Origin of the sequence: Frateuria sp. (assembly GCF_035944355.1) — a bacterium.
Classification (GTDB): domain Bacteria; phylum Pseudomonadota; class Gammaproteobacteria; order Xanthomonadales; family Rhodanobacteraceae; genus Frateuria_A.
Map to the genome: position 1 here is coordinate 204,665 of NZ_DASZBH010000014.1, position 22,816 is coordinate 227,480.

Below are 22,816 nucleotides of genomic sequence, written 5' to 3' on the forward strand. Positions count from 1 at the left end.
CAACGCCCTGCTCAGCCGTGCGGCTGCGTGGCGGGGTCGCCCAGCTTGGTCGAACCGGCATCTCCGCGCGGCGGCAGATTCGGCGGGACGGAGCCGCCGGAAGTCGGCTTGGACCAGTCGGCAGGCTCGCCCGGCTGGCGACCGGCCATGATGTCGTCGATCTGGCGCGCATCGATGGTTTCGTACTGCAGCAACGCATCGGCCATCACGTGCAGCTTGTCGAGGTTGGCGGTCAACAGCTGCTTGCTGCGCGCGTAGGCCCGGTCGAGGATGTCGCGCACCACCTCGTCGATGCGGCGCGCCGTCTCGTTGGAAACGTTCTTGTGCTGGGTCACGGAACGGCCGAGGAAGACCTCGTCCTCGTCTTCGCCGTAGGTGACCGGTCCCAGCTCGTCGGACAGGCCCCACTTGGTGACCATGTTGCGTGCCATCTTGGTGGCACGCTCGATGTCGTTGGAAGCGCCCGTGGTGACCTTGTCCGCACCGAAGATCAGCTCCTCGGCCACGCGGCCGCCGTAGAGCGAACACAGTTGCGACTGGATGGCCACGCGGTTGATCGAGTACTTGTCGGCCTCCGGCAGGTACATGGTCACGCCCAGCGCGCGGCCGCGCGGGATGATGGTGACCTTGTAGACCGGGTCGTGCTCCGGCACCAGGCGGCCGATGATGGCGTGGCCGGCCTCGTGGTAGGCGGTCAGGCGCTTTTCGTCCTCGCTCATGGCCATCGAGCGGCGCTCGGTGCCCATCAGGATCTTGTCGCGCGCCTTGTCCAGATGGCTCATGCGCACTTCGCGCGCGTTCTCGCGCGCGGCGAACAGCGCCGCTTCGTTGACCAGGTTGGCCAGGTCCGCACCCGAGAAACCCGGCGTACCGCGAGCGATGACCATCGAGTTGACGTCGCTTGCGGTCGGCACCTTGCGCAGGTGCACCTTGAGGATCTGCTCCCTGCCCTTCACGTCGGGCAGGCCGACCACCACCTGGCGATCGAAACGGCCCGGACGCAGCAGCGCCGGATCGAGCACGTCGGGGCGGTTGGTCGCCGCAATCACGATGATGCCTTCGGTGCCCTCGAAACCGTCCATCTCCACCAGCAACTGGTTGAGCGTCTGCTCGCGCTCGTCGTGGCCGCCGCCCAGGCCCGCGCCGCGATGGCGGCCGACCGCGTCGATCTCGTCGATGAAGATGATGCACGGCGCGTGCTTCTTGGCCTGTTCGAACATGTCGCGCACGCGGCTGGCGCCCACGCCCACGAACATCTCCACGAAGTCCGAGCCGGAGATCGAGAAGAACGGCACCTTGGCCTCGCCGGCGATGGCCTTGGCCAGCAGCGTCTTGCCGGTACCGGGCGGGCCGACCATCAGCACGCCGCGCGGAATCTTGCCGCCCAGCTTCTGGAACTTGCCCGGGTCGCGCAGGAACTCGACCAGTTCGCCGACTTCCTCCTTGGCCTCGTCGCAGCCGGCGACGTCGCTGAAGTTGACCTTGACCTGGTCCTCGCCCTGCAGCTTGGCGCGCGAGCGGCCGAAGCTCATCGCCCCGCGCCCGCCCGCACCCGCCTGCATCTGGCGCATGAACCAGATGAACACGCCCACGATCAGGATGATCGGCAGCCAGTTGACCAGCAGGCCCAGCAGCGAGAAGCCGTTGTTGGACGGCTCCTGGGTCACCACCACGTTCTTGTCCTGCATCTGCTTGACGATGCCGTTGGTGGAGAAGCCCAGCACCGGCGCCACCGTGCGGAACGCGCTGCCGTCCTTCAGCTTGCCGCTGATGGTGGCCGGATTGTCCGCGCTGATCGTGGCGCTGGCGACGTTGCCGCTGTCCACGCTCTGCACGAAGCTCGAGTACGGCAGGTCGGAGGAGGAGCCGCCGTGCGGGTTGAAGCTCTGGAACACCGTCAGCAGGACCACCGCGATGATCAGCCACAGCAACAGGTTTTTCGCCATTTCGTTCATGCGCGGTTCTCGTCCGTTTGCCCGCCGCCGGGTTTCCGGCCCGTGGCGAGCGCATACACCTCGCGCGAACGCGCGCGGGAGGCCTTGGGTTTACGCATGGTTACGCGCTCGAACTGCGCGCGCAAGTTGCGCAGATATTCGTCGAAGCCGGCTCCCTGAAAAAGCTTGATCAGGAACGCGCCGCCCGGCTTGAGCCATTGCCGGGAAAAATCCAGGGCCAACTCGGCCAGGTCCATCGCGCGGATCTGGTCGGCCAGCGCCACTCCGCTCATATTGGGGGCCATGTCCGACAGTACAAGATCGACGGGTTGACCACCCAGACGCTCTTCCAGTTGGCGCAGCACGGCCTCCTCGCGGAAATCGCCCTCGATGAAATCGACCCCCGCGATGCCCTGCATCGGCAGGATGTCCAGGGCGATCACCGTGCCGCTGTCGCCCAGCCGCTGGCGCACCAGCTGCGACCAGCCACCCGGCGCCGCGCCCAGATCGACCACCCGCATGCCCGGCTTGAGCAGACGGTCGCGCTCGATCAGTTCCTCCAGCTTGAACACGGCGCGCGAGCGCAGGCCCTCGGCCTGGGCCTTTTTCACGTAGACGTCGTCGAAATGCTCCCGAAGCCAGCGGGAACTGCTCTTGCTGCGGGACATGCGGCGGGGCCACCGATGGGGACGGACGGCCGCATGATACCCTTTACGGCTCCCTGACCGCGAATCGTGGACCCTTCCCGCATGCCGATCTCCCCTTCCCAGCGCCGCTACCTGCGCAGCCTCGCACACGACCTGCACCCGGTGATCCTGCTGGGCGCCAAGGGCGCGACGCCGGCCGTGCTCAAGGAGCTGGACCTGGCGCTCAGCCACCACGAGCTGGTCAAGGTCAAGCTCTCCGGCGGCGACAAGGAAGAGCGCGAGGCGCAGATCGCCTACCTGGCCGAAGGCAGCGGCGCGGAAAACGTGCAGCAGATCGGCCATACGGTGACCTTGTTCCGCCGCAACGAGGACGAGCCCAAACTCGCCTTGCCACGCTGATGGACCTTTCGCTCGAACGGCCCGAGGGCTACCTGTTCATCCGTCGCGTGGCCGACGGGGCGATCACCGTGGTCGATCGGGAATTGTCCGCGAGTTTCCTGCTGGCGCCGGACCGGCTGGTCGAGGACTGGCCGGTGGCGGAAGTGGCCGCCCTCGACGAGGGCGCCGTCGAGGCCGTGCTGGCGCTGCAGCCGGAAGTGGTGCTGCTCGGCACCGGCAGCCGCCAACGCTTTCCCGCCGCTGCGTTCATGGCCGGCTTCCTGCGCCGCGGCGTCGGCATCGAGGTGATGGACAACGCCGCCGCCGCGCGTACCTACGACCTGCTGACCGGCGAGGGCCGGCGCGTGGTGGCCGCCTTCATTCTGCCGCCCTCGCGCGCCGCGGCCGGCTGACGCCCGTTCCTTCGGCGCATCAGCGCGCCGGCAGGTACTCCAGCGGGTCCACCGGGTTGCCATCCCGCCGGATCTGGAACTGCAGTTCGTCGCGCGAGGCCCCGGTCGCGCCCATTTCGGCGATCAGCTGGCCTGCGGTGACCCGCTGGCCCTCCTTCACCAGGCGCTTGCGGTTGTGGCCATAGGCCGACAGGAAACTGTCGTTGTGCTTGATGATGATCAGTTCGCCGTAGCCGACCAGCCCGTTGCCGCTGTAGACCACCACGCCATCGGCGGCGGCACGCACCGGATCGCCGGCCTTGCCGCCGAGCTCGATGCCCGGGATCGCGTCGCCGGCCTGGAAGCGCTTGATAAGCGGACCGTCGGCCGGCCAGCGCCAGTCCACGCCGCCGCTGTTCCGGGTCGCGCCCTTGGGTGACGGCTCCGCGGCGACGGCCGGTCGGGGCGGCACCGGCGCGGCGGCGGTGGCCGCCGGCGACGTCGCACTGGACGACTTGGCCGTTTCGGCCACGGGCGCCGGCGCGCGCGGGGGTGCCTGGGGTGTCACCTGCTCGAAGACCGGCGCCGCCGCCGGATGGCGGCCGGCCGCCGCCACGGGCGTGTTCGATCGCGCGACGGCACTGGTCCTGCCTCCGGCGGCCGACAGCCGCAACGTCTGGCCGGGCCAGATCCTGTACGGCGCAGCGATATGGTTCCAAGCGGCCAGGTCGCGGAAGTCCACGCCGTGGCGAAAGGCGATCGAATACAGCGTGTCTCCCCGCGCCACGTGGTAGCTGCCGGACGCATGGGCGGGTGCCGTCGCGGACGTCCGCGACGGGACGGCGCCGTCGCTCGGCTGGACGATCACCGCACGCCGCGTTGCGCCGCAGGCACTCAAGAGCAGTACGGCCAGCAGGGCCGCGGAAAGACGCATCCATTTCATCATGCCGCCCAGCATACCCAGCCGACACGGCAATTTCACGAAGGCACCCTGCGCCGCGATGCCGTTCAACGCAGCCAGATCCACCATGCGAGCAGCAGCGCCAGCACGACGATCGCCGCCCAGCCGATGCGCTCGATGTGCTTGTGCAGCACCCGCTCGGCACGCTCGCCGAACAGGCGGATCAACAGCGCCAGCAGCCACACCCGCTTGCCACGCCCGACCGCCATGCAGATCAGGAACGGGACCACCGGCACGCCGACGATGCCCGACGCCCAGGTCACGAACTTCATCGGCACCACCGGTTGCAACGCCGCCAGCGTCAGCACCAGCAGGAGGCCCAGCCAATGCTGGTTCATCTGCGCGCGAAGGCTGGCCACGCCCTGCTCGATCGGCGCGAGCAGGTGCAGCGAGGCGAGCAGCGGCTGCAGGGCCTGGAACGCCCAGTGCCCCAGCGCATAACCGACCAGCGAGCCCAGCAGCGAGAACAGCAGGCTGAGGTTGGCGTAGAAGAAAGCCTTCTGCCGCTTGCCCAGCATCATCGGCGCCAGCATCACCTCCGGCATGACCGGAAAGATGAAGGCCTCGACGAAGCTCAAGCCGCACAGGTAGTAGAGCGCCCGCGGATCGCGCGCCCAGGTGATCGCACGCGAGTAAAGCGTTCCGAACAGCCGCATCTTAAGAGTTTCCTTCTCGCGGGAGGCAGCGCATCAGCCGATGCCGCCGAGCAGGGGGACGAAGCTGACGGCGCCGAGCTCTTCCTGGATGAAGTCGCCCTGGCCGTCGCCGCGGATGCGCAGCAGCATCTGGCTGCTGGGCGAGCCCACCGGCGCCACCAGCACGCCGGCGGGCGAGAGCTGCTCCAGCACCTGGCTGGGAATCGCATCGCCGGCCGCGGTGAGGATGATCGCGTCGAACGGCGCCTCGTCCGGCCAGCCCAGCTTGCCGTCGTCGTGGCGCGAGCGCACGTTGGCCAGACCCAGTTGCCGGAAGCGCCGGCGCGCCTGGCGCAGCAGCTCCTCGATGCGCTCGACGGTGAACACCTGGCCGACCAGCGCGGCCAGCACCACCGCCTGGTAGCCCGATCCGGTGCCGATCTCCAGCACCTTCTGCGGCAGGCCGCCGTTGAAATGCTCCAGCAGCGCCTCGGTCATGCGCGCCACCACCCAGGGCTGCGAGATGGTCTGGCCGTGGCCGATCGGCAGCGCGGTGTTCTCGTAGGCGCGCGAGTGCAGCGCCTGGTCGATGAAATGGTGGCGCGGCGTATTGCGGATCACCTCGATCACGCGCGGGTCGCGGATGCCGCTTTCCTTGAGCGTGGCGGCCAGGCGGTCGCGCGCGCGCTGCGAGGTCATCCCCTCGCCCTTGAATGCGGACGGCGGCAGCGGATGGATGTTCATCGTCATCGCGTCAGGCCACCTTCTCGTCCATCGCCTCGCTCATCGCCTGCATCCAGCCGCTGATCTTCTCCAGCGCCTGGTAACGGGTGAGATCGACGTGGATAGGCGTCACCGACACGTAGCCGCGGCGCACCGCGTCGAAATCGGTGCCGGGGCCGTCGTCCTCGGCGCCGCCGGCCGGGCCGATCCACCAGATCGGCTTGCCGCGCGGGTCGGTCTGCGCGATGCACGGCGCCGAGCGGTGGCGCTTGCCCAGCCGGGTCACCTCGAAGCCCTGGATCTCATGCCAGGGCCGGTCCGGCACGTTGACGTTGAGGATGGTGTCGGCCGGCAGCGGGTCGACCAGCAGCCGCTTCGTCAGGAGCAGCACCGCCTGCGCGGCCGAGGCGTAGTGCTCGCCCTTGTGGTCGCGGCTGACCAGCGATACCGCGATCGCCGGCAAGCCCAGGAACCGCCCCTCCATCGCCGCCGACACCGTGCCCGAATAGATCACGTCGTCGCCGAGGTTGGACGAATTGTTGATGCCCGACACCACGATGTCCGGCTCGTGATCGAGCAGGCCGGCCAGCGCCAGGTGCACGCAGTCGGTCGGCGTGCCGGCGACCCGGTAGCGGCCATCGTCCATCTTCAGTGCGCGGATCGGCGCGTCGAGGGTGAGCGAATTGCTGGCGCCGGAACGGTCGCGATCGGGCGCCACCACCGTCACCTGCCCCACCGCCGCCAGACATTCGGCCAACACGCGGATGCCGGGAGCATCCACGCCGTCATCGTTGCTTACCAGGACTCGCATGGGATTCCATCAAGAAGTGCACGAGCGCGCACTGCAAGAGGCCGCGCTCCGATCCATGCGAGTCTACCGGAGCGGCCCACCGCTTTCACGGCCACGCGATCCGAAGCCCTCTGCCCTTTGGGGAGAGGGTTGGGTGAGGGGCCGGGCCCGCGGAAAACCCCATCGCGCTCCTTGCTAGCATGCCCCAATGAAGAAGCGCCACGCCCCCACCGAGCCCGACGAGGACGACATCCGCCTGTTCCGCGACGCCATCGGCCCGGTGCGCGAACTGCATGCCGACGCGCCACCGCCGCCCGCGCCGCGCCCCGAGCCACGCGCGCACATGCTCGAAGCGGACGAAGCGGCCGTGCCCAGCGAACTGCTGGAGCTCGCCTTCGATCCGGCGCTGATGGAAATCGGCGAGGAACTGAGCTATCTGCGCGACGGCTACCCGCCCCGCCTGCTGCGCCAGCTCAAGCGCGGCCAGTTCAGCATCCAGGACGAGCTGGACCTGCACCACATGAACGCCGCCGCCGCGCAATCGAGCATCGCCAGCTTCCTCGCCGAGGCCCGCCAGCACGGCCTGCGCTGCGTGCGCATCGTGCACGGCAAGGGCCTGCGCTCCAAGGCCGCCGGCCCGGTCCTGAAGGTACTCACCGACCGCATGCTACGCCGTCGCGACGACGTGATCGCCTACGCCTCGGCGCGCCCCGCGCAGGGCGGCACCGGGGCGGTGGTGGTCCTGCTCAGGGGCGCGTAGCGCCCGGTCAGTCGGCGCGTATGGCGGCCACTGGCGCCACGGCGGCGGCGCGGCGCGCCGGTCCCAGTACGGCGATCTGGCCGAGCAGCCACAGCACCGCGGCGCCGATCAGTGCGAACCAGGGCGGCATCCGCGGCAGCTCGCCGCGCTCCATCAGCCACAGGTTGGCGCCGATGGCGAGCACCACGCCAAGCATCACGCCGGCGCCGACAATGAGGAAATTCTCGGTTCGGAAATAGGCAAGGATGTCGCTCCGCGTGGCGCCCAGCGCGCGGCGCATGCCGATCTGCCGACGCCGCTGGCTGACCCAGAAACTGCTGAGGCCGACGATCCCGCCTGCTGTCGCCAGCAGCAGCAACAGGCTGAGCACCACCATCGCGGTAGCCGCGCCGCGATCGATCGCATAACCGAGCTCGCGCGCCTGCGTCAGCGCCAGCACGCCTTCGTCGGGGTCGATCAGGCGCATGCGGTCCTGTGCCAGCAGTGCGGCGACCGACGATCGCATGGCTGCCGCGCGCTGGCCGGGACGCGCGCGAACCAGATAGACCGTGCCATCCGGGTCGTCCAGCCGCGCCGGGATCAGCACCGTGTCTTCGTCGATGCTGCGCACGGAGCTACCGGCGTACGCCCCCTGCAGCCTGTCGATGATGCCGACGATCGCGCTCGGCCCATCGAGATAGACGGTGCGGCCCAGTGCCGGCGAACCATCCGGGAAGAGCTTCCGCGCCAGGTCGCGGGTGATGATGATCGAGGCCGGCGCGATCTTGTCGAACGACCCCGCATGCGCGATCTCGTCGGCGTGGAAGTTGCGCCCGGCGAGCAGCCGCACGCCCAGCGTTTCCAGCGCATGCTCGTCAGCGAAATAGCTGATGGCCAACGGTGGGCGCGTGGTCTGTGCCGGATCGCGCTTGAGACGGACCGGCAGGCCGCCGCCGCCCTGCAGCGGGTAGGCCTCGCTCGCGAACGCGTCGCGCACGCCAGGCAGGCCACGCAGGGTCGCCAGGTCGGCGCGCATCCGCGCGTCGACCTGTTCACTGTCGCGATGGCCCAGCCAGCCATTGCGGATCACGAACAGGTTGGCCTCGTCGGTGCCGGTCGGTCGCGCCAGGTGCACCAGGCGCGTGCGCAGCACGAACAACGCGTTGCTCACCACCGCGAGCGTCAAGGCGACCTGCAGCACGATCAGCACGGTGGCTGCCTTGTGCCGGCGCAAGGCGGCGAGAATCGGGCGGAGCTGCATCATCATCTCCTCATCCCTGGGCCAGTTGCCACGCAGGCCGTACCTGCGCGATGCGCCAGGTGGGCCATAGCGCCGCGGCCAACGTTGCGGCCACGGCCGCCAGCAGGGTCAACGACATCAAAGCGCCATCCAGCCGCGCCGCGCGTGCGATCTCCGGCACGAACACCCGGTCCAGGCCCATCATGCCCAGTGCGGTGAGCAATACCCCCAGCGCGCCGCCCGCCGTGCCGATGACCGCCGCCTCGACGAGGAACTGGCGCACGATCTCGCGCCGTGGTGCGCCGAGCGCGCGGCGCACGCCGATCTCAAGACCACGGCGGCTGAAGCGCGCCAGCAGCAGGCCGACCACGTTGACCAGGCACACGATGAGAAAGCCGAGCGACACCCACGCCGACAGCTTCGATTCCCGCGGCACCGCGCGATGGTCGGTGAGCATCTGCATCAGGTTGGGCAGCCGCACGTTGGCCGGCCACGCAAACCGTCCCAGCCGCTGCTGTTCGGTGGCGTAATTGACGAGAAACCGCTGGTAACCGGCGGCGCTGGCGGCATCCGGCAGCTCGACCCAGCCGTCGATCCAGACGCATCCGCTGAGGAAGCTGTTCCAGTCGGACATGTAGGGCGCCGCGCTCGTGCTGCTGCAGTAGTCAGTGAGCGGCGGCTTGTGCTGGTCCACCGCGCGTGCAAACGGAACATAGATTTGCGCCAGCTTGCCAAAGCCGTTCCACGTGCTTGCGATGTCGATGTAGCGCGGCAACGGGTCGAAGTCGCCGAGCACGCCGCTGATGCGATAGTCGTGGCCGTCCAGCGTCAGCGTGCGGCCGGTGCTGTCGATGTCGCCGAACAGCTTGCGGTTCAGGGCATCGGTGATCACCGCGACCGGCGCGCGCTTCTGGTCCGCCGCGGCGTCCCAGCCGTGCCCGTAGCGGAACGGCACGTCGAACATCGCGAAGAAATCGCCGGTTACCGCCTCGCCCACCTGCGGGAACGGCTGGCGCGCCGGATCTGCGGGCACGACCCCGAAGTTCGTCGGATAGAGCAGCGTCTGCCGGAACGCGCGGCCCGCGTGCAGCAGGGCCATCGCATCGGTGTAGCCGAGCTGGTCAGGCGGCTGGCCATTGCCGTTGTGGACCGGCCCGAGGCTATCGATCTGCGGCACGAACAGGCGGCTGGACTTGGCGGGGATCGGATCCTTGGCCGCCACCCGCAGTACCGCATAGCTCAGCGTGCACGCGGCGACGCCGAAGCCCATCAGCATGACCACGAGCATGGTCAAGGCTCTGCTGCGCCGACAACTGCGCAAGGCCAGGTCCAAGTAATAGCGCAGCATCACCGTTTCCCCTGAACTCCCGCGGGAACTTTAACGAGGCAGCGGCCGGAGTGGTATCAGGGCGGCGCATCACCCGCGAGCGGGCGCTTGCGGGGGGGAAGGCGTCAGGTCTGCGCCAGTTCGCGCACCACCACGGTGGCGTAGGCGCCGGCCGGCAGTTCGAAGGCCAGTTCCAGCGTGTCGCCAGCCAGCCAGCGCCAGGCCAGTCGGCCGGGAAGCAGGCGCAGGGGCCGGCGTTCCTGGTCCATGCGCGCGGCGGCCAGGCCGTCGGCCAGGTCCCTGTCGCGGCCAGCGACTTCACGCTCCAGCGCGCCGGCCGCCGCGGTGGTGGGCGGTTCGCCCTGGCCCCACAGCGGGCCCGACGGGTGAATGTCACCGCTGGCCAGCCGGCCGGCCAGCGCAGCGTCGAAAGGCTCCGGGCCAAACCACGAGCGAGAACCGGCCAGCGACCAGATCTCGCCCTCCAGCGGCGTATCCCAGGCGCCCTGCTCCACCCGCGCGGCGAGCACGCCGTTGAAGATATGCGAGCGGGCCGCCGACAGCAGGAAGGATCGCTGGTCGCGGTCGACGCGCCGGCCGCCGAACATGGCCCGCGCCTGCGCCACGTTGCCGCCCTCGCGGCCGAAGCGCTGCTCGCCGAAGTAGTTGGGCACGCCGCGCGCGGCGATGGCGGCGAGCACCCGCTCGGCGGCGGCACGGTCGCCCTGCGCTTCGCGCAGCACCAGCACGAAGCGGTTGCCGCGCAACGCGCCGCGCTTGAGCTTGCGGCCGTGCCGGGTGGCGGCGAGCACCTTTACTTCCGCGTGGGGGAATGCCGACCAGTCCGGGTCCGGCTTGCCGGCCAGCTGCACGCTGAAGGCCTGGCGGGTGACCGCGTGGCGGTCCTTCAGGCCGGCATAGCCCACGGCCACGGGCGGCACTCCGGCGAAGCGCGCCAGCTCGCGCGCCACCCAGTCGGTATTGGCGCCGCGCTTTTCGACCCACAACAAGGCGTGCTCGCCGGCGCCGTCGGCGTCGTAGCCGAGGATTTCCTCGACCAGGAAGTCCTCCGGCGCGGCGCGCAGGCGGGCGGTAAGCGGCGGGTTGCCGTGGGCGTAGGGAAGTTCATGCATGGCGGAGGGTCTGTCTGTGTGGACGTCATTCCCGCGGAAGCGGGAATTCACGCATCGGGAAGTCGATGCCCGCGAAGGCGGCCACCGGCAGCTCGCATCATCGCCGCGGGCATCACCAGGCCAAGTGCCACGGCCTGGCGCGCTGGCGTGGCTTCTTCGGCAAGCTGCAGCAGCGCAGTGGCGGCCTTCATTTGATCGTGCAGCCGTGCGCGCCGCGCGCCTCGTCGCTCACGCCCGTTCCAGCAGGACGCAGGCCTGCGCGGCGATGCCTTCGCCGCGGCCGCTGAAGCCGAGTTTCTCGGTCGTGGTGGCCTTGACGCTGATGCGGCCGACCTCGCAGGCGAGGTCCTCGGCCAGGTTCGCGCGCATCGCCTCGGCGTACGGGCCAACCTTGGGCGCCTCGCAGATGACCGTGACGTCGGCGTTGCCCAGCGTGTAGTTGTGCTGCGCCATCAACATGGCTGCGTGGCGCAGGAACTGGCGGCTGTCCGCGCCACGCCAGCGCTCGTCCGAAGGCGGGAAGTGCCGGCCGATGTCGCCCAGCGCCAGCGCGCCGAAGATGGCGTCGCACAGCGCGTGGATCACCACGTCGCCGTCCGAGTGCGCGACTACGCCGCGATGGTGGGGAACACGCACGCCGCCGAGCACGACGAAGTCGCCCTCGCCGAATGCGTGCACGTCGAAACCCTGGCCTATGCGCATAGGTGCCGCCTGATCATCCAAACCCAGCTGACGTCGTCCCGCGAGAGCGGGGATGACGAACAAACTCTATTTCGTCCTCGACAGCAGGAACTCCGCCAACGCGAAGTCCGCCGCCGTGGTCACCTTTATATTGTCCTCCGCGCCTTCCACCAGCAGCGGCGCGAACCCCGCCCGCTCCATCGCCATGGCCTCGTCGCTGACCGCAACGCCCTCGCGTGCGGCCGCCTCGAGCGCAGCCGCAAGTTGCCCGCGCCGGAACATCTGCGGCGTGAAGGCGCGCCAGCGCTGCTCGCGCGGCTCGGTGAGGGTGCTGCGGCCGTGCGCATCGGCGCGCTTCAGGGTGTCGCGCAACGGCGCACCGAGCAGGCCGCCGTCGCCGGCGAGCGCGGCGTCGATCAGCCGATCGATGTCGCCCGAACGCACGCAGGGGCGTGCGGCGTCGTGCACCAGCACGAACTCGTCCTCGCCCACACCGGACGGCAGCGCACGCAGGCCGGCGAGCACCGAATCGGCCCGTTCGCCGCCACCCACCGCGGTGAGCACCGGCTTGCCGCCCAGCGTGCCGATGCCCGGCCAGCGCCCGTCATCCGCCGCCAGCGCCACCAGCAGGCCGGCAATGCGCGGATGCGCCGCCAGCCGCTCCAGCGTGTGCAGCATCAAGGGACGCCCGGCCAGCGGCAGGTACTGCTTGGGACAATCGCCGCCGACCCGGGTGCCGCGCCCGGCGGCCGGCACCACGCACCAGAGCGCGGTCATGTCAGTGCCCGCCGCCGTTGCCCGGCGCTGGCGCACTCGCGGCGCCGGCCGGCTGCTCGACCACCTGGTAGAACGTCTCACCCGGCTTGATCAGACCCAGCTCCGCACGGGCGCGCGCCTCGACCGCCTGCTCGCCGTGCTTGAGGTCGCTGACGTCGGCTGCCAACGCCTGGTTGCGCTGGACCAGCCGGTCGTTCTCGCCGGCCTGCTTCTGCACCGCGGTGCGCAACGCCTGCACTTCGTGCATGCCGCCGCTGCCGGCCCACAGCTTCAGCTGCAGGCCGATCAGGATCACGAGGAGGATCAGGGCGATCCAGCGCAGCATGGGCGAGACGGACTCCGGTCAGCCCGGCAGGCGGGCGAGGTTGGGGAAGGCGTCGCGGCCGGCGTAGCGGGCGGCGCTGCCCAGCTGTTCCTCGATGCGCAGCAGCTGGTTGTACTTGGCCACGCGGTCGGTACGGCAGAGCGAGCCGGTCTTGATCTGGGTCGCGGTCGTCGCCACGGCGATATCGGAAATCGTGGTGTCCTCGGTCTCGCCCGAGCGATGCGACACGACCGCCGCGTACTTGGCCGCATCGGCCATCGCGATGGCTTCCAGCGTCTCGGACAGCGTGCCGATCTGGTTGACCTTGATCAGGATCGCGTTGGCGATGTGCTTCTGGATGCCCTCGCGGAAGATCGCCGGATTGGTGACGAACAGGTCGTCGCCGACCAGCTGCACCTCCTTGCCGATCCTGTCGGTGAGCAGCTTCCAGCCGTCCCAGTCGCCCTCGGCCATGCCGTCCTCGATGGTGACGATCGGGTACTGCTTGGCCCAGCTGGCGAGCAGGTCGACGAACTGCTCGGGCGCGTACGCCTTGCCCTCGCCTTCCAGGTCGTACTTGCCGTTCTTGAAGAACTCGGAGCTGGCCACGTCCAGGCCCAGCAGGATCTCGCTGCCGACCTTGTAGCCGGCCTTGCCGACCGCCTCCAGGATGGTGTCCAGCGCCTCGATGTTGGAACGCAGGTTCGGCGCGAAGCCGCCCTCGTCGCCTACGGCGGTGTTCAGGCCCTTGCCCTTGAGCACGCTCTTGAGCGCATGGAAGATCTCCGCGCCGGCGCGCAGCGCCTCGGCGAAGCTCGGCACGCCCACCGGCAGGACCATGAACTCCTGCACGTCGACGTTGTTGTCGGCATGCGCGCCGCCGTTGACGATGTTCATCATCGGCACCGGCAGGCTGCCCGGCTTGCCGCCATTCTTGTTGAAGCCGCAGAGGTACTTCCACAGCGGCTCGCCGCGCGAGGCGGCCACCGCGTGCGCTGCGGCCATGGAGACGCCGAGCAGCGCATTGGCGCCGAGCTTGCCCTTGTTCGGGGTGCCGTCCAGCGCGATCAGCTTGCCGTCCAGGCCTTTTTGGTCGGCCGCGTCGAAACCCTTCAGCGCATCGGCGATGGCGCCGTTGACGTTGGCTACCGCCTTGGTCACGCCCTTGCCGCCGTAGCGCGACTTGTCGCCGTCGCGCAGTTCCACCGCCTCGCGCGAACCGGTCGAGGCGCCGCTGGGCACCGCGGCCCGGCCGAACGCGCCGCCGGCCAGGGTGACTTCGGCTTCCAGCGTGGGGTTGCCGCGCGAGTCGAGGATTTCACGGGCGTGGATGCGGGTGATCGTCGTGGTCATGGTGGTCCGTTTGTCCAGAGTGGCGTGGAGAGTGGCGTCAATGTCGTTCGCAGGCAGGCAGGCCTACAGCGTCTGTTCGAGGAAGCCGTGGCGTTTGGTCGCGGCGTCCAGTTCCATCAGGGTTTCCAGCAGCGCCTCCATCTTGCCCAGCGGCCAGGCGTTGGGGCCGTCGGAAAGCGCCTTGCTCGGATCCGGGTGCGTCTCGGCGAACAGGCCGGCCACGCCCACCGCCACCGCCGCGCGCGCCAGCACCGGCACGAACTCGCGCTGGCCGCCGGAACTGGCGCCCTGGCCGCCGGGCAGCTGCACCGAGTGGGTCGCGTCGAACACCACCGGGCAGCCGGTCTCGCGCATCACGCTCAAGGAGCGCATGTCCGACACCAGGTTGTTGTAGCCGAAGCTTGCGCCGCGCTCGCACACCATGATGGCGTCGTTGCCCACGTCCCTGGCCTTGGCCACGACGTGCTTCATGTCCCACGGCGCCAGGAACTGGCCCTTCTTGATGTTCACCGGCTTGCCGGCGCGCGCCACGTTCTGGATGAAGTCCGTCTGGCGGCACAGGAAGGCCGGCGTCTGCAGCACGTCGACTACCGCGGCCACCTCGTCCATCGGCGTGTACTCGTGCACGTCGGTGAGCACGGGCACGCCGATCTGGCGCTTGACCTCGCCCAGAATGCGCAGGCCTTGCTCCAGGCCCGGGCCGCGGAAGCTCTGGCCGGAGGAGCGGTTGGCCTTGTCGAAGCTGGACTTGAAGATGAAATTGACGCCCAGCCGGCCGGTGATGTCCTTCAGCTTGCCGGCGACATCCAGCTGCAGTTGCTCGGATTCGACGACGCAGGGGCCGGCGATCAGGAACAGGGGCTGGTCGAGGCCGATTTCGAAACCGCAGAGCTTCATGGGTGTGTCCTGGTGATGCCCGCCTGTGGAGCGAACTGCGGACCTTTCGAGGCGCCATTCCCGCGGACGCGGGAAGACATCGCGCTTTTGCCGCCCCTGAAAATGGATTTCCGCCTGCGCGGGAATGGCGCCCGGAGAGAACCGGGCATAGCTTCGGTCACGCCCTCGCCTGCGCGCCGGCCAGCTTCTCACTTTCGCGCATCGCCTTGTACTCGCGTGCCGCCTCGACGAAGCCGATGAACAGCGGATGCCCGTCGCGCGGCGTGGAAGTGAATTCCGGGTGCGCCTGGCAGCCCAGGAACCAGGGGTGCTTCTGCCGCGGCAGCTCGACGATCTCCACCAGCAGGTCGTCCATCGACTTGCCGGAGACCACCAGGCCCAGATCCTCGAAATCCTGCCGGTAGCGGTTGTTGAACTCGTAGCGGTGGCGATGGCGCTCGCGCACCACCTCCTGGCCGTAGGTCTCGCGCGCCAGCGTGCCGGTCTTCAGGCGCGCCTCCTGCGAGCCCAGGCGCATGGTGCCGCCCAGGTCCGAGTGCTCGCTGCGCTGCTCGATCTCGCCGGCGGCGGTGGTCCACTCGGTGATCAGCGCGATCACGGGGTTGGCGGTGTTGCGCTCGTTCTCGCTGGAATCGGCGTCCTTCAGGCCCGCCACGTTGCGGGCGAAGTCGACCACCGCCGCATGCATGCCGTAGCAGATGCCGAAGTAAGGCACGCCGCTTTCGCGCGCGTACTTGGCCGCCAGCACCTTGCCTTCGAAGCCGCGCTTGCCGAAACCGCCCGGCACCAGGATCGCATCGGCCCGGCCCAGCACCGCCTGGGCGCCCCTGGACTCGACCTCCTCCGAATCGACCCAGTCCAGGTTGACCCGGGTCTGCTGCTTGATGCCGCCGTGGCGCAGCGCCTCGCCGAGCGACTTGTAGGCGTCCTTGTGTTCCACGTATTTGCCGACGATCGCGATGGTGACCTCGTCCTTGGGATGCTCCACCGCCTCCACGGTGCGCCGCCAGCTGGACAGGTCCGCCGGCTTGGCGTCCAGTCCCAGGCGCCTGACCACGATGTCGTCCAGGCCCTGGCTGTGCAGCCACAGCGGGGTCTTGTAGATCACGTCCACGTCGACCGCGCTGATGACGGCGTTTTCCGGCACGTTGGTGAACAGCGCGATCTTGCGCCGCTCGCTCTCCGGCAGCGCCTCCTCGCAGCGGCACAGCAGGATGTCCGGCTGGATGCCGATCGAGCGCAGTTCCTTTACCGAATGCTGGGTCGGCTTGGTCTTGATCTCGCCGGCGGCCTTGATGTATGGCACCAGGGTAAGGTGCATGAACAGGCACTTCTCCGGCCCGTGCTCGATGCGCAGCTGGCGGATCGCCTCCAGGAACGGCAGCGACTCGATGTCGCCCACCGTGCCGCCGATCTCCACCAGCGCCACGTCGAAGCCGCGGGTGGCCTCGTGCACGCAGTGCTTGATCTCGTCGGTGATGTGCGGGATCACCTGCACGGTGGCGCCCAGGTAGTCGCCGCGGCGCTCCTTGCGGATCACCGACTCGTAGATCTTCCCGGTCGTTATCGAGTTCTTGCCGGTCAGCCGCGTGTGGACGAAGCGCTCGTAGTGGCCCAGGTCCAGGTCGGTCTCGGCGCCGTCGTCGGTGACGTAGACCTCGCCGTGCTGGAAGGGACTCATGGTGCCCGGATCCACATTGATGTAGGGATCGAGCTTCATCATGGTGACCGAGAGCCCGCGCGCCTCGAGGATGGACGCAAGCGACGCCGCCGCGATGCCCTTGCCGAGTGAGGACACCACACCGCCGGTGACGAAAATCAGGGGGGTCATGGAATGCAGCCGTGCTGGAAATCGGCATTTTAGCGGCTGACGGGCCCCGCGGCGAGACGTCCCTGCCGAACGGTTCACGCTGACTCCCCAACGCCCCCTCCGAATTGGGAAAGCGGAGGCAAACCCATGCGCTGCTAGCATGGACGGATGACCACCCCCATTCCCTCCCGCCTGGCCGCGTTGCGCCAGGCCATGCAAAAACACGGCGTCGCCGCCTGCCTGGTCCCGACCGCCGACCCGCACCTGTCCGAGTACCTGCCCACGCACTGGGCCGCCCGCGAGTGGCTGTCCGGCTTCACCGGCTCGGCCGGCACCCTGGTGGTCACCGCGACGGACGCCGACCTGTGGACCGACTCGCGCTACTTCTCCCAGGCGGAGCAGCAGCTGGCCGGCACCGGCGCCACGCTGAAGAAGCAGCGGGTTTCGCACGCCCCCGAGCACCTGCAGTGGCTGCAGCAGCACCTCGGGGAAGGCGACGTAGTGGCGGTGGCGGGCGACAGCCTCTCGCTGGCCGCGTTCCGGCAGATCGAACGCCTGCTGGGCGAAAGCGGCGCGCGCGTGCGCACCGACCTGGACCTGCCCGGCGAGGTCTGGGCCGATCGCCCCGCCCTGCCCAAAGCGCCGGTGTTCGAGCATGCCGCCGGCTATCCCGGCGCCACCCGCGCGGAGAAGCTCGAGCGCCTGCGCGCCGGCCTGCGCCGCCAGCAGGCTACGCATCACCTGCTCTCCAGCCTGGACGACATCGCCTGGCTGACCAACCTGCGCGGCAGCGACGTGGAGTGCAACCCGGTGTTCCTGGCGCACCTGCTGGTCGAGACGGACGGCCCCGCCACTCTGTTCGTCGACCGCGGCAAGCTCAGCGACACGCTGGTCGCCGCGCTCATGGCGGACGGCATCCGCATCGCCGACTACGCCACCGTCACCGACGCGCTGGGCGAACTGGGCAAGGGCGCGCGGCTGCTGCTCGATCCGGCGCGCGTGGTCTGCGCGGTGGCCGATGCCATCGGCGCGGATGCCGGGCGCGTGGAGGCGGCCAACCCCTCGACCGCCTTCAAGGCCCGCAAGACCGAATCCGAGCTGGAACACATCCGCGAAACCATGCGCCGCGACGGCGCCGCGCTGGTGCGCGCCTTCCGCCGCCTGGAAGAGCGCCTGGCCGCCGGCATGAGCCAGACCGAGCTGGACGTCGACATCCTGCTGCGCGAGGAACGCTCGGCCCAGCCCGGCTTCGTCGGCGAGAGCTTCGCCACCATCGCCGGCTACCAGGCCAACGGCGCCCTGCCGCACTACCGCGCCACGCCCGACGCGCACAGCACGCTGCAGCGCAAGGGTCTGCTGCTCATCGACTCGGGCGGGCAATACCTGGGCGGCACCACCGACATCACCCGCGTGCTGGCGCTGGGCGAGACCACCGCCGAGCAGCGTCGCGACGCCACGCTCGTGATGAAGGGCCTGATCGCGCTTTCGCGCGCGCGCTTTCCCAAGGGCGCCAGCGGCCCGCAACTGGACGCGCTGGCACGCGCGCCGCTGTGGGCCAGCGGGCTGGACTACGGCCATGGCACCGGCCATGGCGTGGGCTACTTCCTCAACGTGCACGAAGGACCGCACTCGGTCCGCCCGCCAGTGGCCAACGGCGCGCTGGTGCCGCTGGAGCCGGGCATGATCACCTCGATCGAGCCCGGTCTCTACAAGCCTGCGCGCCATGGCATCCGTCACGAGAACCTGGCGGTGGTGGTGGCCGCCGACCAGACCGAGTTCGGCGAGTTCCATGCCTTCGAGACGCTGACGCTCTGCCCGTTCGACCGCCGTGCGCTGGAGCCGGGCCTGCTCAATCCGGAGGAACGCGCCTGGCTGGACGATTACCACGCGACCGTGCGTGCGGCGCTGGCGCCGTTGCTGGAGGATGCGGACCTGGCGTGGCTGGAGCGGCACTGCGCGCCGCTGTAGCTCTGGCAAGCTTGCCCCCATCCGCCCTTCGGGCAGCTTCCCCCCGTGGAACGAGGGAAGGACACGATCGTCGCATCCTCACCTATCGAGTATTGAGCCTTCCCCTGCGAACGCGGGGGGAGGGTGCCGAAGGCGGATGGGAGCGTTCCTGGCGACAAGCGCTTGACCGCTCCGCCTACCTCTCGCCATCCTGCAACGCTCCCGTTCCCTGATCGACCCCACGCATGAGCAGTCGCTACAACGCCGCCGACATCGAAGTCCTCTCCGGCCTCGATCCCGTCAAACGCCGCCCCGGCATGTACACCGACACCTCGCGCCCGAACCATCTGGCGCAGGAAGTCATCGACAATTCGGTGGACGAAGCGCTGGCCGGCCACGCGAAGGCCATCGAGGTCGTGCTGCACGCCGACGGCTCGGTCGAGGTCAGCGACGACGGCCGCGGCATGCCGGTCGATATCCACCCGGACGAAGGCGTGCCGGGCGTGGAGCTGATCCTCACGCGCCTGCATGCGGGCGGCAAGTTCAGCGGCAAGAACTACAGCTTCTCCGGCGGCCTGCACGGCGTGGGTGTGTCCGTGGTCAATGCGCTGTCGCAGCGCGTGGAAGTGACCATCCGCCGCGACGGCAGCGAATACCGCATGGCCTTCGAACACGGCGACCGCGTCAGCGAGCTCGAGGTGATCGGCTCGGTGCCCAAGAAGAAGACCGGCACCACCGTGCGCTTCTGGGCCGATCCCAAATACTTCGACTCGCCGAAGATCTCGGTGCCCAAGCTCAAGCACCTGCTGCGCGCCAAGGCCGTGCTGTGCGCCGGCCTGAGCGTCAAGCTGGTCGACCAGGCCAGCGGCGAAACCAGCGAGTGGTACTACGAGGACGGCCTGCGCGATTACCTGCGCGGCGAGCTCGACGGTGCCGAGGCGATCCCAGCCGAGCTGTTCGTGCACCACGTGGCCCGCGACACCGAAGGCCTGGACGTGGCCCTCACCTGGCTGCCCGAGGGCGAGCTGGTGCAGGAGAGCTACGTCAACCTGATTCCCACCGCGCAGGGCGGCACCCACGTCAACGGCCTTCGCTCGGGCCTGACCAATGCGATCCGCGAGTTCTGCGATATCCGCAACCTGCTGCCGCGCGGCGTCAAGCTCGCGCCCGAGGACGTGTGGGAGCGCCTGGCCTTCGTGCTCTCGGCCAAGCTGCAGGACCCGCAGTTCGCCGGCCAGACCAAGGAACGCCTGTCCTCGCGCAACGCCGCGGCCTTGGTCGAAGGCGTGGTGCACGACGCCTTCAGCCTGTGGCTCAACCAGCATGTCGATCTGGGGGAACGCATCGCCCAGCTCGCCATCGAGCGTGCCAGCGCGCGCCTGAAGGCAGCCAAGCAGGTGGTGCGCAAGAAGATCACCCAGGGGCCCGCCCTGCCCGGCAAGCTGGCTGACTGCACCGCCACCGACCTCACCCGCACCGAGTTGTTCCTGGTCGAAGGCGACTCCGCCGGCGGCAGCGCCAAGCAGGCGCGCGACAAGGAGTTCCAGGCCATCCTGCCGTTGCGCGGCAAGATCCTCAACACCTGGGAGGTCGAGTCCACTTCGGTGCTCGCTTCGGAGGAAGTGCACAACCTGGCCGTGGCGATCGGCTGCGATCCGGGCAAGGACGATCTCTCCGGCCTGCGCTACGGCAAGGTGATCATCCTGGCCGACGCGGACTCGGACGGGCTGCACATCGCCACCTTGCTCTCGGCGCTGTTCCTGCGCCACTTCCCCTCGCTGGTGCGCGAGGGCCACGTGTTCGTGGCGATGCCGCCGCTGTTCCGCGTGGACGTGGGCAAGCAGGTGTTCTACTGCCTGGATGAGGCCGAGAAGCAGTCCATGCTGCAGAAGATCGAGCGGGAGAAGATGAAGGGCGCCGTCTCGGTCACCCGCTTCAAGGGCTTGGGCGAGATGAACCCCGCGCAGCTGCGCGAATCGACCATCCATCCCGACACGCGCCGCCTGGTGCAGCTCACCGTGGATGACAGCGAGGGCACCGCCAGGCTGATGGACATGCTGCTGGCCAAGAAGCGCGCCGGCGACCGCAAGAGCTGGCTCGAAGAGAAGGGCGACCTGGCGACGCTGGAGGTCTGAGCGCATGGATGCCGGCGACCGCCACCTCGACCTGGGCTGCGGCAAGTTTCCGCGCAATCCCTATGGACGCTCGCGCCTGTGCGGGATCGACGTGCGGCCCGCGCCTGCGGACGCCGCGTTCGAGTACCGCGTGGCCAACCTGGTGATGGAGCCGATCCCGTACGCCGAGGGCAGTTTCGCCTCCGTCTCGGCCTACGATTTCGTGGAGCACGTGCCGCGCGTGCTGCCCACCAGCGATGGCCGGGGCACGACGTTCCCGTTCGTGCGTCTGATGGACGAGGTATGGCGGGTACTGGTGCCGGGCGGGCGCTTCTACGCGCTGACCCCGGCCTGGCCGCATCCGGAAGCGTTCACCGACCCCACCCACGTCAACATCATCACCGACCGCACCCACACCTATTTCTGCGGCGACAAGCCGATGGCGCGCATGTACGGATTCAGCGGGCGTTTTCGGGTGTTGCGGGTCGACTGGGTGGACATCATCGATGCCTACAGCGCCGTGCCGGGATCGTCGGAGAACCGCAGGCCGCACGGCCCGCTCAAGCGTTTCGCGCGCAGCGTGCGCCGCTTTTCACGGCGGCTGCGCGGCAAGTCGGAGCGATCCCGGATCTATCTGCGCTGGGAACTGGAAGCGGTCAAGGGCTGACGCCGGGCGGCCGTTCCCCTGCGCCCACGACGGCGCTATCGTGGCAGGCCCCACCGCGAGCGCACGCGCATGGCCCTTGCTCCTCCGCTGAACCTGCAACGCTGGATCGACGAGCACCGCCACCTGCTCAAGCCGCCGGTCGGCAACAAGTGCATCGTCGACGGCGATTTCATCGTGATGATCGTGGGCGGACCCAACGCCCGCACCGATTACCACCACGACGAAGGCCCCGAGTTCTTCTATCAGCTCGAAGGCGAGATGGTGCTCAGGGTGCAGGACGAAGGCGTCGCGCGCGACATTCCCATTCGCGCCGGCGAGCTGTTCTACCTGCCCGCACGCGTGCCGCACTCGCCCCAGCGCATGGCCGGTTCGGTCGGACTGGTGATCGAGCGGCGGCGCCTGGCCGGCGAGCAGGACGGCCTGCTGTGGTTCTGCGAGCAGTGCAATCACAAGCTGTACGAGGAGTATTTCACCCTCCACAGCATCGAGCGGGATTTCCCGCCGGTGTTCGAGCGCTTCTACCGCTCACGGGAGGCCCGCACCTGCGAGATCTGCGGGCATCTCAACCCGGCTCCCGAGCGCTACGAGCCGGCCTGATTCGCACCGGTGCAAGCGCCCCCGGCCAGGCCGGGCAGCGGCGTCACCGGCTCAACGGCCTCCCCTTGCGGGCCAGCCAGCGCTGCGCCATGCGACGCAGCGATTCGTCCGTCTGAGGATCCTGCGCCATGGCATGGATCGGCCGCCAGGCCAGCTCGAGCGATTCGTCGCTCACCACGAACGCTTCGCTGCCGGTGGCGCGTACCACGTAGCGCACGTCGTAGTGCAGGTGTGCCGGTTCGATGCCGCGAGCGGGTATCGGGTGGCAATCCAGGTCGAAGATCGCCGGGTCGATGGCCAGGTCGCGAAGTCCCGATTCCTCTTCGGCTTCGCGCAAGGCGACGCGCACCAGATCGCGATCGCCGTCGGCATGGCCGCCCAGTTGCAGCCATCGCTGCAGTTTGCGGTGACGGGTCAGCAGCACGCGCTCGCCGTCGGGGCTGACCAGCCAGGCCGAGGCGGCGAAATGTCCCGGCGCGTGGCTACGTTCGAAGACGTTCGGATCGCTGGCAAGAAAGGCGAGGAAACGGTCGGCCACGCCATCCTCCACAGCGCTGCCGGCATGAAGGCGCAATGCGTGTGCGAGATCGTCGGCGAGCGGAAGTTGCATGGGCGATACGGAGGCTGGAACGGCCCGCGATTGTACGCGGCGCCGGCGTGCCGCATGGCGCTTGTACCCCCAGTCACGCTCGGCTAAGGTTGCCCGTCACATCGGCTCGACGCGTTGTCAACGCCTGGGGTCGAGGGATGCAGCACGCCGTCCGTCCTAC

At 69.1% G+C, this 22,816-nt stretch carries 23 protein-coding genes; 7 read left to right on the forward strand and 16 right to left on the reverse strand.

The window, feature by feature from the left end:
• Positions 1-11 precede the first annotated feature (11 nt).
• Both ftsH and rlmE read right to left on the reverse strand, forming a co-directional pair.
• On the reverse strand, positions 12-1,955 hold the full coding sequence (ftsH, locus tag VGU03_RS11470; protein WP_327480611.1) for an ATP-dependent zinc metalloprotease FtsH: 1,944 nt from the start codon (positions 1,953-1,955) through the stop codon (positions 12-14).
• Positions 1,952-2,602 (reverse strand): 23S rRNA (uridine(2552)-2'-O)-methyltransferase RlmE, encoded by a 651-nt coding sequence (rlmE, locus tag VGU03_RS11475; RefSeq protein ID WP_327480612.1) that lies wholly within the window; start codon positions 2,600-2,602, stop codon positions 1,952-1,954. Before rlmE ends, ftsH begins: the two co-directional genes overlap by 4 nt.
• Before the next feature lie 81 nt (positions 2,603-2,683).
• Here rlmE and yhbY point away from each other — a divergent pair, with 81 nt between their 5' ends.
• Positions 2,684-2,980, forward strand: coding sequence for a ribosome assembly RNA-binding protein YhbY (gene yhbY / locus VGU03_RS11480; RefSeq protein WP_327473833.1), 297 nt, complete (start codon positions 2,684-2,686; stop codon positions 2,978-2,980).
• Positions 2,980-3,372 (forward strand): Mth938-like domain-containing protein, encoded by a 393-nt coding sequence (locus tag VGU03_RS11485; protein WP_327480614.1) that lies wholly within the window; start codon positions 2,980-2,982, stop codon positions 3,370-3,372. Before yhbY ends, VGU03_RS11485 begins: the two co-directional genes overlap by 1 nt.
• A 19-nt stretch (positions 3,373-3,391) precedes the next feature.
• Here VGU03_RS11485 and VGU03_RS11490 read toward each other — a convergent pair whose 3' ends face one another.
• The 4 genes from VGU03_RS11490 to surE are packed head-to-tail and all read right to left on the reverse strand — an operon-like array spanning position 3,392 to position 6,481.
• Positions 3,392-4,309 carry a peptidoglycan DD-metalloendopeptidase family protein gene (locus tag VGU03_RS11490; RefSeq protein ID WP_327480988.1) on the reverse strand — a complete coding sequence of 306 codons (918 nt, stop codon included), beginning with the start codon at positions 4,307-4,309 and terminating at the stop codon, positions 3,392-3,394.
• Positions 4,310-4,359: 50 nt separating this feature from the next.
• Positions 4,360-4,968, reverse strand: a complete 609-nt coding sequence (locus VGU03_RS11495) for a DedA family protein (RefSeq protein ID WP_327480616.1) — start codon at positions 4,966-4,968, stop codon at positions 4,360-4,362.
• Positions 4,969-5,001: 33 nt separating this feature from the next.
• Positions 5,002-5,691, reverse strand: coding sequence for a protein-L-isoaspartate(D-aspartate) O-methyltransferase (locus tag VGU03_RS11500; RefSeq protein ID WP_327480990.1), 690 nt, complete (start codon positions 5,689-5,691; stop codon positions 5,002-5,004).
• Between the two features lie 10 nt (positions 5,692-5,701).
• Complete coding sequence (gene surE, locus VGU03_RS11505) at positions 5,702-6,481, reverse strand: 5'/3'-nucleotidase SurE (protein WP_327480617.1); 780 nt, start codon at positions 6,479-6,481, stop codon at positions 5,702-5,704.
• Between the two features lie 187 nt (positions 6,482-6,668).
• On the opposite strand from surE, the gene VGU03_RS11510 reads away from it, so the two are divergent.
• Positions 6,669-7,220 (forward strand): Smr/MutS family protein, encoded by a 552-nt coding sequence (locus tag VGU03_RS11510; RefSeq protein WP_327480618.1) that lies wholly within the window; start codon positions 6,669-6,671, stop codon positions 7,218-7,220.
• A gap of 7 nt (positions 7,221-7,227) precedes the next feature.
• Here the strand turns inward: VGU03_RS11510 and VGU03_RS11515 are convergent, their stop codons facing one another.
• From VGU03_RS11515 to VGU03_RS11555, 9 genes are all read right to left on the reverse strand, one after another.
• Positions 7,228-8,466 (reverse strand): ABC transporter permease, encoded by a 1,239-nt coding sequence (locus VGU03_RS11515; RefSeq protein WP_327480619.1) that lies wholly within the window; start codon positions 8,464-8,466, stop codon positions 7,228-7,230.
• Positions 8,467-8,470: 4 nt separating this feature from the next.
• The gene (locus VGU03_RS11520; RefSeq protein WP_327480620.1) at positions 8,471-9,787 is read right to left on the reverse strand and encodes an ABC transporter permease; all 1,317 of its coding nucleotides are present in this window, start codon (positions 9,785-9,787) and stop codon (positions 8,471-8,473) included.
• Between the two features lie 104 nt (positions 9,788-9,891).
• A complete protein-coding gene (gene truD, locus VGU03_RS11525; protein ID WP_327480621.1) occupies positions 9,892-10,899 on the reverse strand; it encodes a tRNA pseudouridine(13) synthase TruD in 1,008 nt (335 codons plus the stop codon).
• A 228-nt stretch (positions 10,900-11,127) separates the two neighbouring features.
• A complete protein-coding gene (ispF, locus tag VGU03_RS11530) occupies positions 11,128-11,601 on the reverse strand; it encodes a 2-C-methyl-D-erythritol 2,4-cyclodiphosphate synthase (protein ID WP_327480623.1) in 474 nt (157 codons plus the stop codon).
• A gap of 66 nt (positions 11,602-11,667) precedes the next feature.
• Positions 11,668-12,357 carry a 2-C-methyl-D-erythritol 4-phosphate cytidylyltransferase gene (gene ispD / locus VGU03_RS11535; RefSeq protein ID WP_327480625.1) on the reverse strand — a complete coding sequence of 230 codons (690 nt, stop codon included), beginning with the start codon at positions 12,355-12,357 and terminating at the stop codon, positions 11,668-11,670.
• A 1-nt stretch (position 12,358) separates the two neighbouring features.
• The gene (gene ftsB, locus VGU03_RS11540) at positions 12,359-12,682 is read right to left on the reverse strand and encodes a cell division protein FtsB (protein ID WP_327480627.1); all 324 of its coding nucleotides are present in this window, start codon (positions 12,680-12,682) and stop codon (positions 12,359-12,361) included.
• 18 nt (positions 12,683-12,700) lie between these two features.
• Entirely contained in the window at positions 12,701-14,014 is a 1,314-nt protein-coding gene (gene eno / locus VGU03_RS11545; protein WP_327480629.1) for a phosphopyruvate hydratase, read from the reverse strand.
• A 63-nt stretch (positions 14,015-14,077) separates the two neighbouring features.
• Positions 14,078-14,911, reverse strand: coding sequence for a 3-deoxy-8-phosphooctulonate synthase (kdsA, locus tag VGU03_RS11550; RefSeq protein WP_327480631.1), 834 nt, complete (start codon positions 14,909-14,911; stop codon positions 14,078-14,080).
• A 157-nt stretch (positions 14,912-15,068) separates the two neighbouring features.
• Positions 15,069-16,742 (reverse strand): CTP synthase, encoded by a 1,674-nt coding sequence (locus VGU03_RS11555; RefSeq protein ID WP_327480633.1) that lies wholly within the window; start codon positions 16,740-16,742, stop codon positions 15,069-15,071.
• Positions 16,743-16,889: 147 nt separating this feature from the next.
• Here VGU03_RS11555 and VGU03_RS11560 point away from each other — a divergent pair, with 147 nt between their 5' ends.
• The 4 genes from VGU03_RS11560 to VGU03_RS11575 all read left to right on the forward strand — a co-directional run bounded on the left by VGU03_RS11560 (position 16,890) and on the right by VGU03_RS11575 (position 22,046).
• Complete coding sequence (locus VGU03_RS11560; protein ID WP_327480635.1) at positions 16,890-18,689, forward strand: aminopeptidase P family protein; 1,800 nt, start codon at positions 16,890-16,892, stop codon at positions 18,687-18,689.
• A 224-nt stretch (positions 18,690-18,913) separates the two neighbouring features.
• The gene (gene parE / locus VGU03_RS11565; RefSeq protein WP_327480637.1) at positions 18,914-20,803 is read left to right on the forward strand and encodes a DNA topoisomerase IV subunit B; all 1,890 of its coding nucleotides are present in this window, start codon (positions 18,914-18,916) and stop codon (positions 20,801-20,803) included.
• Positions 20,804-20,807: 4 nt separating this feature from the next.
• A complete protein-coding gene (locus VGU03_RS11570; RefSeq protein WP_327480639.1) occupies positions 20,808-21,449 on the forward strand; it encodes a methyltransferase domain-containing protein in 642 nt (213 codons plus the stop codon).
• Positions 21,450-21,518: 69 nt separating this feature from the next.
• Positions 21,519-22,046, forward strand: coding sequence for a 3-hydroxyanthranilate 3,4-dioxygenase (locus VGU03_RS11575; protein ID WP_327480640.1), 528 nt, complete (start codon positions 21,519-21,521; stop codon positions 22,044-22,046).
• A 43-nt stretch (positions 22,047-22,089) separates the two neighbouring features.
• On the opposite strand, the gene VGU03_RS11580 is transcribed toward VGU03_RS11575, so the two are convergent.
• Positions 22,090-22,656: an NUDIX hydrolase gene (locus VGU03_RS11580; RefSeq protein WP_327480642.1), complete on the reverse strand. Its 567-nt coding sequence runs from the start codon at positions 22,654-22,656 to the stop codon at positions 22,090-22,092.
• Positions 22,657-22,816: the final 160 nt, after the last annotated feature.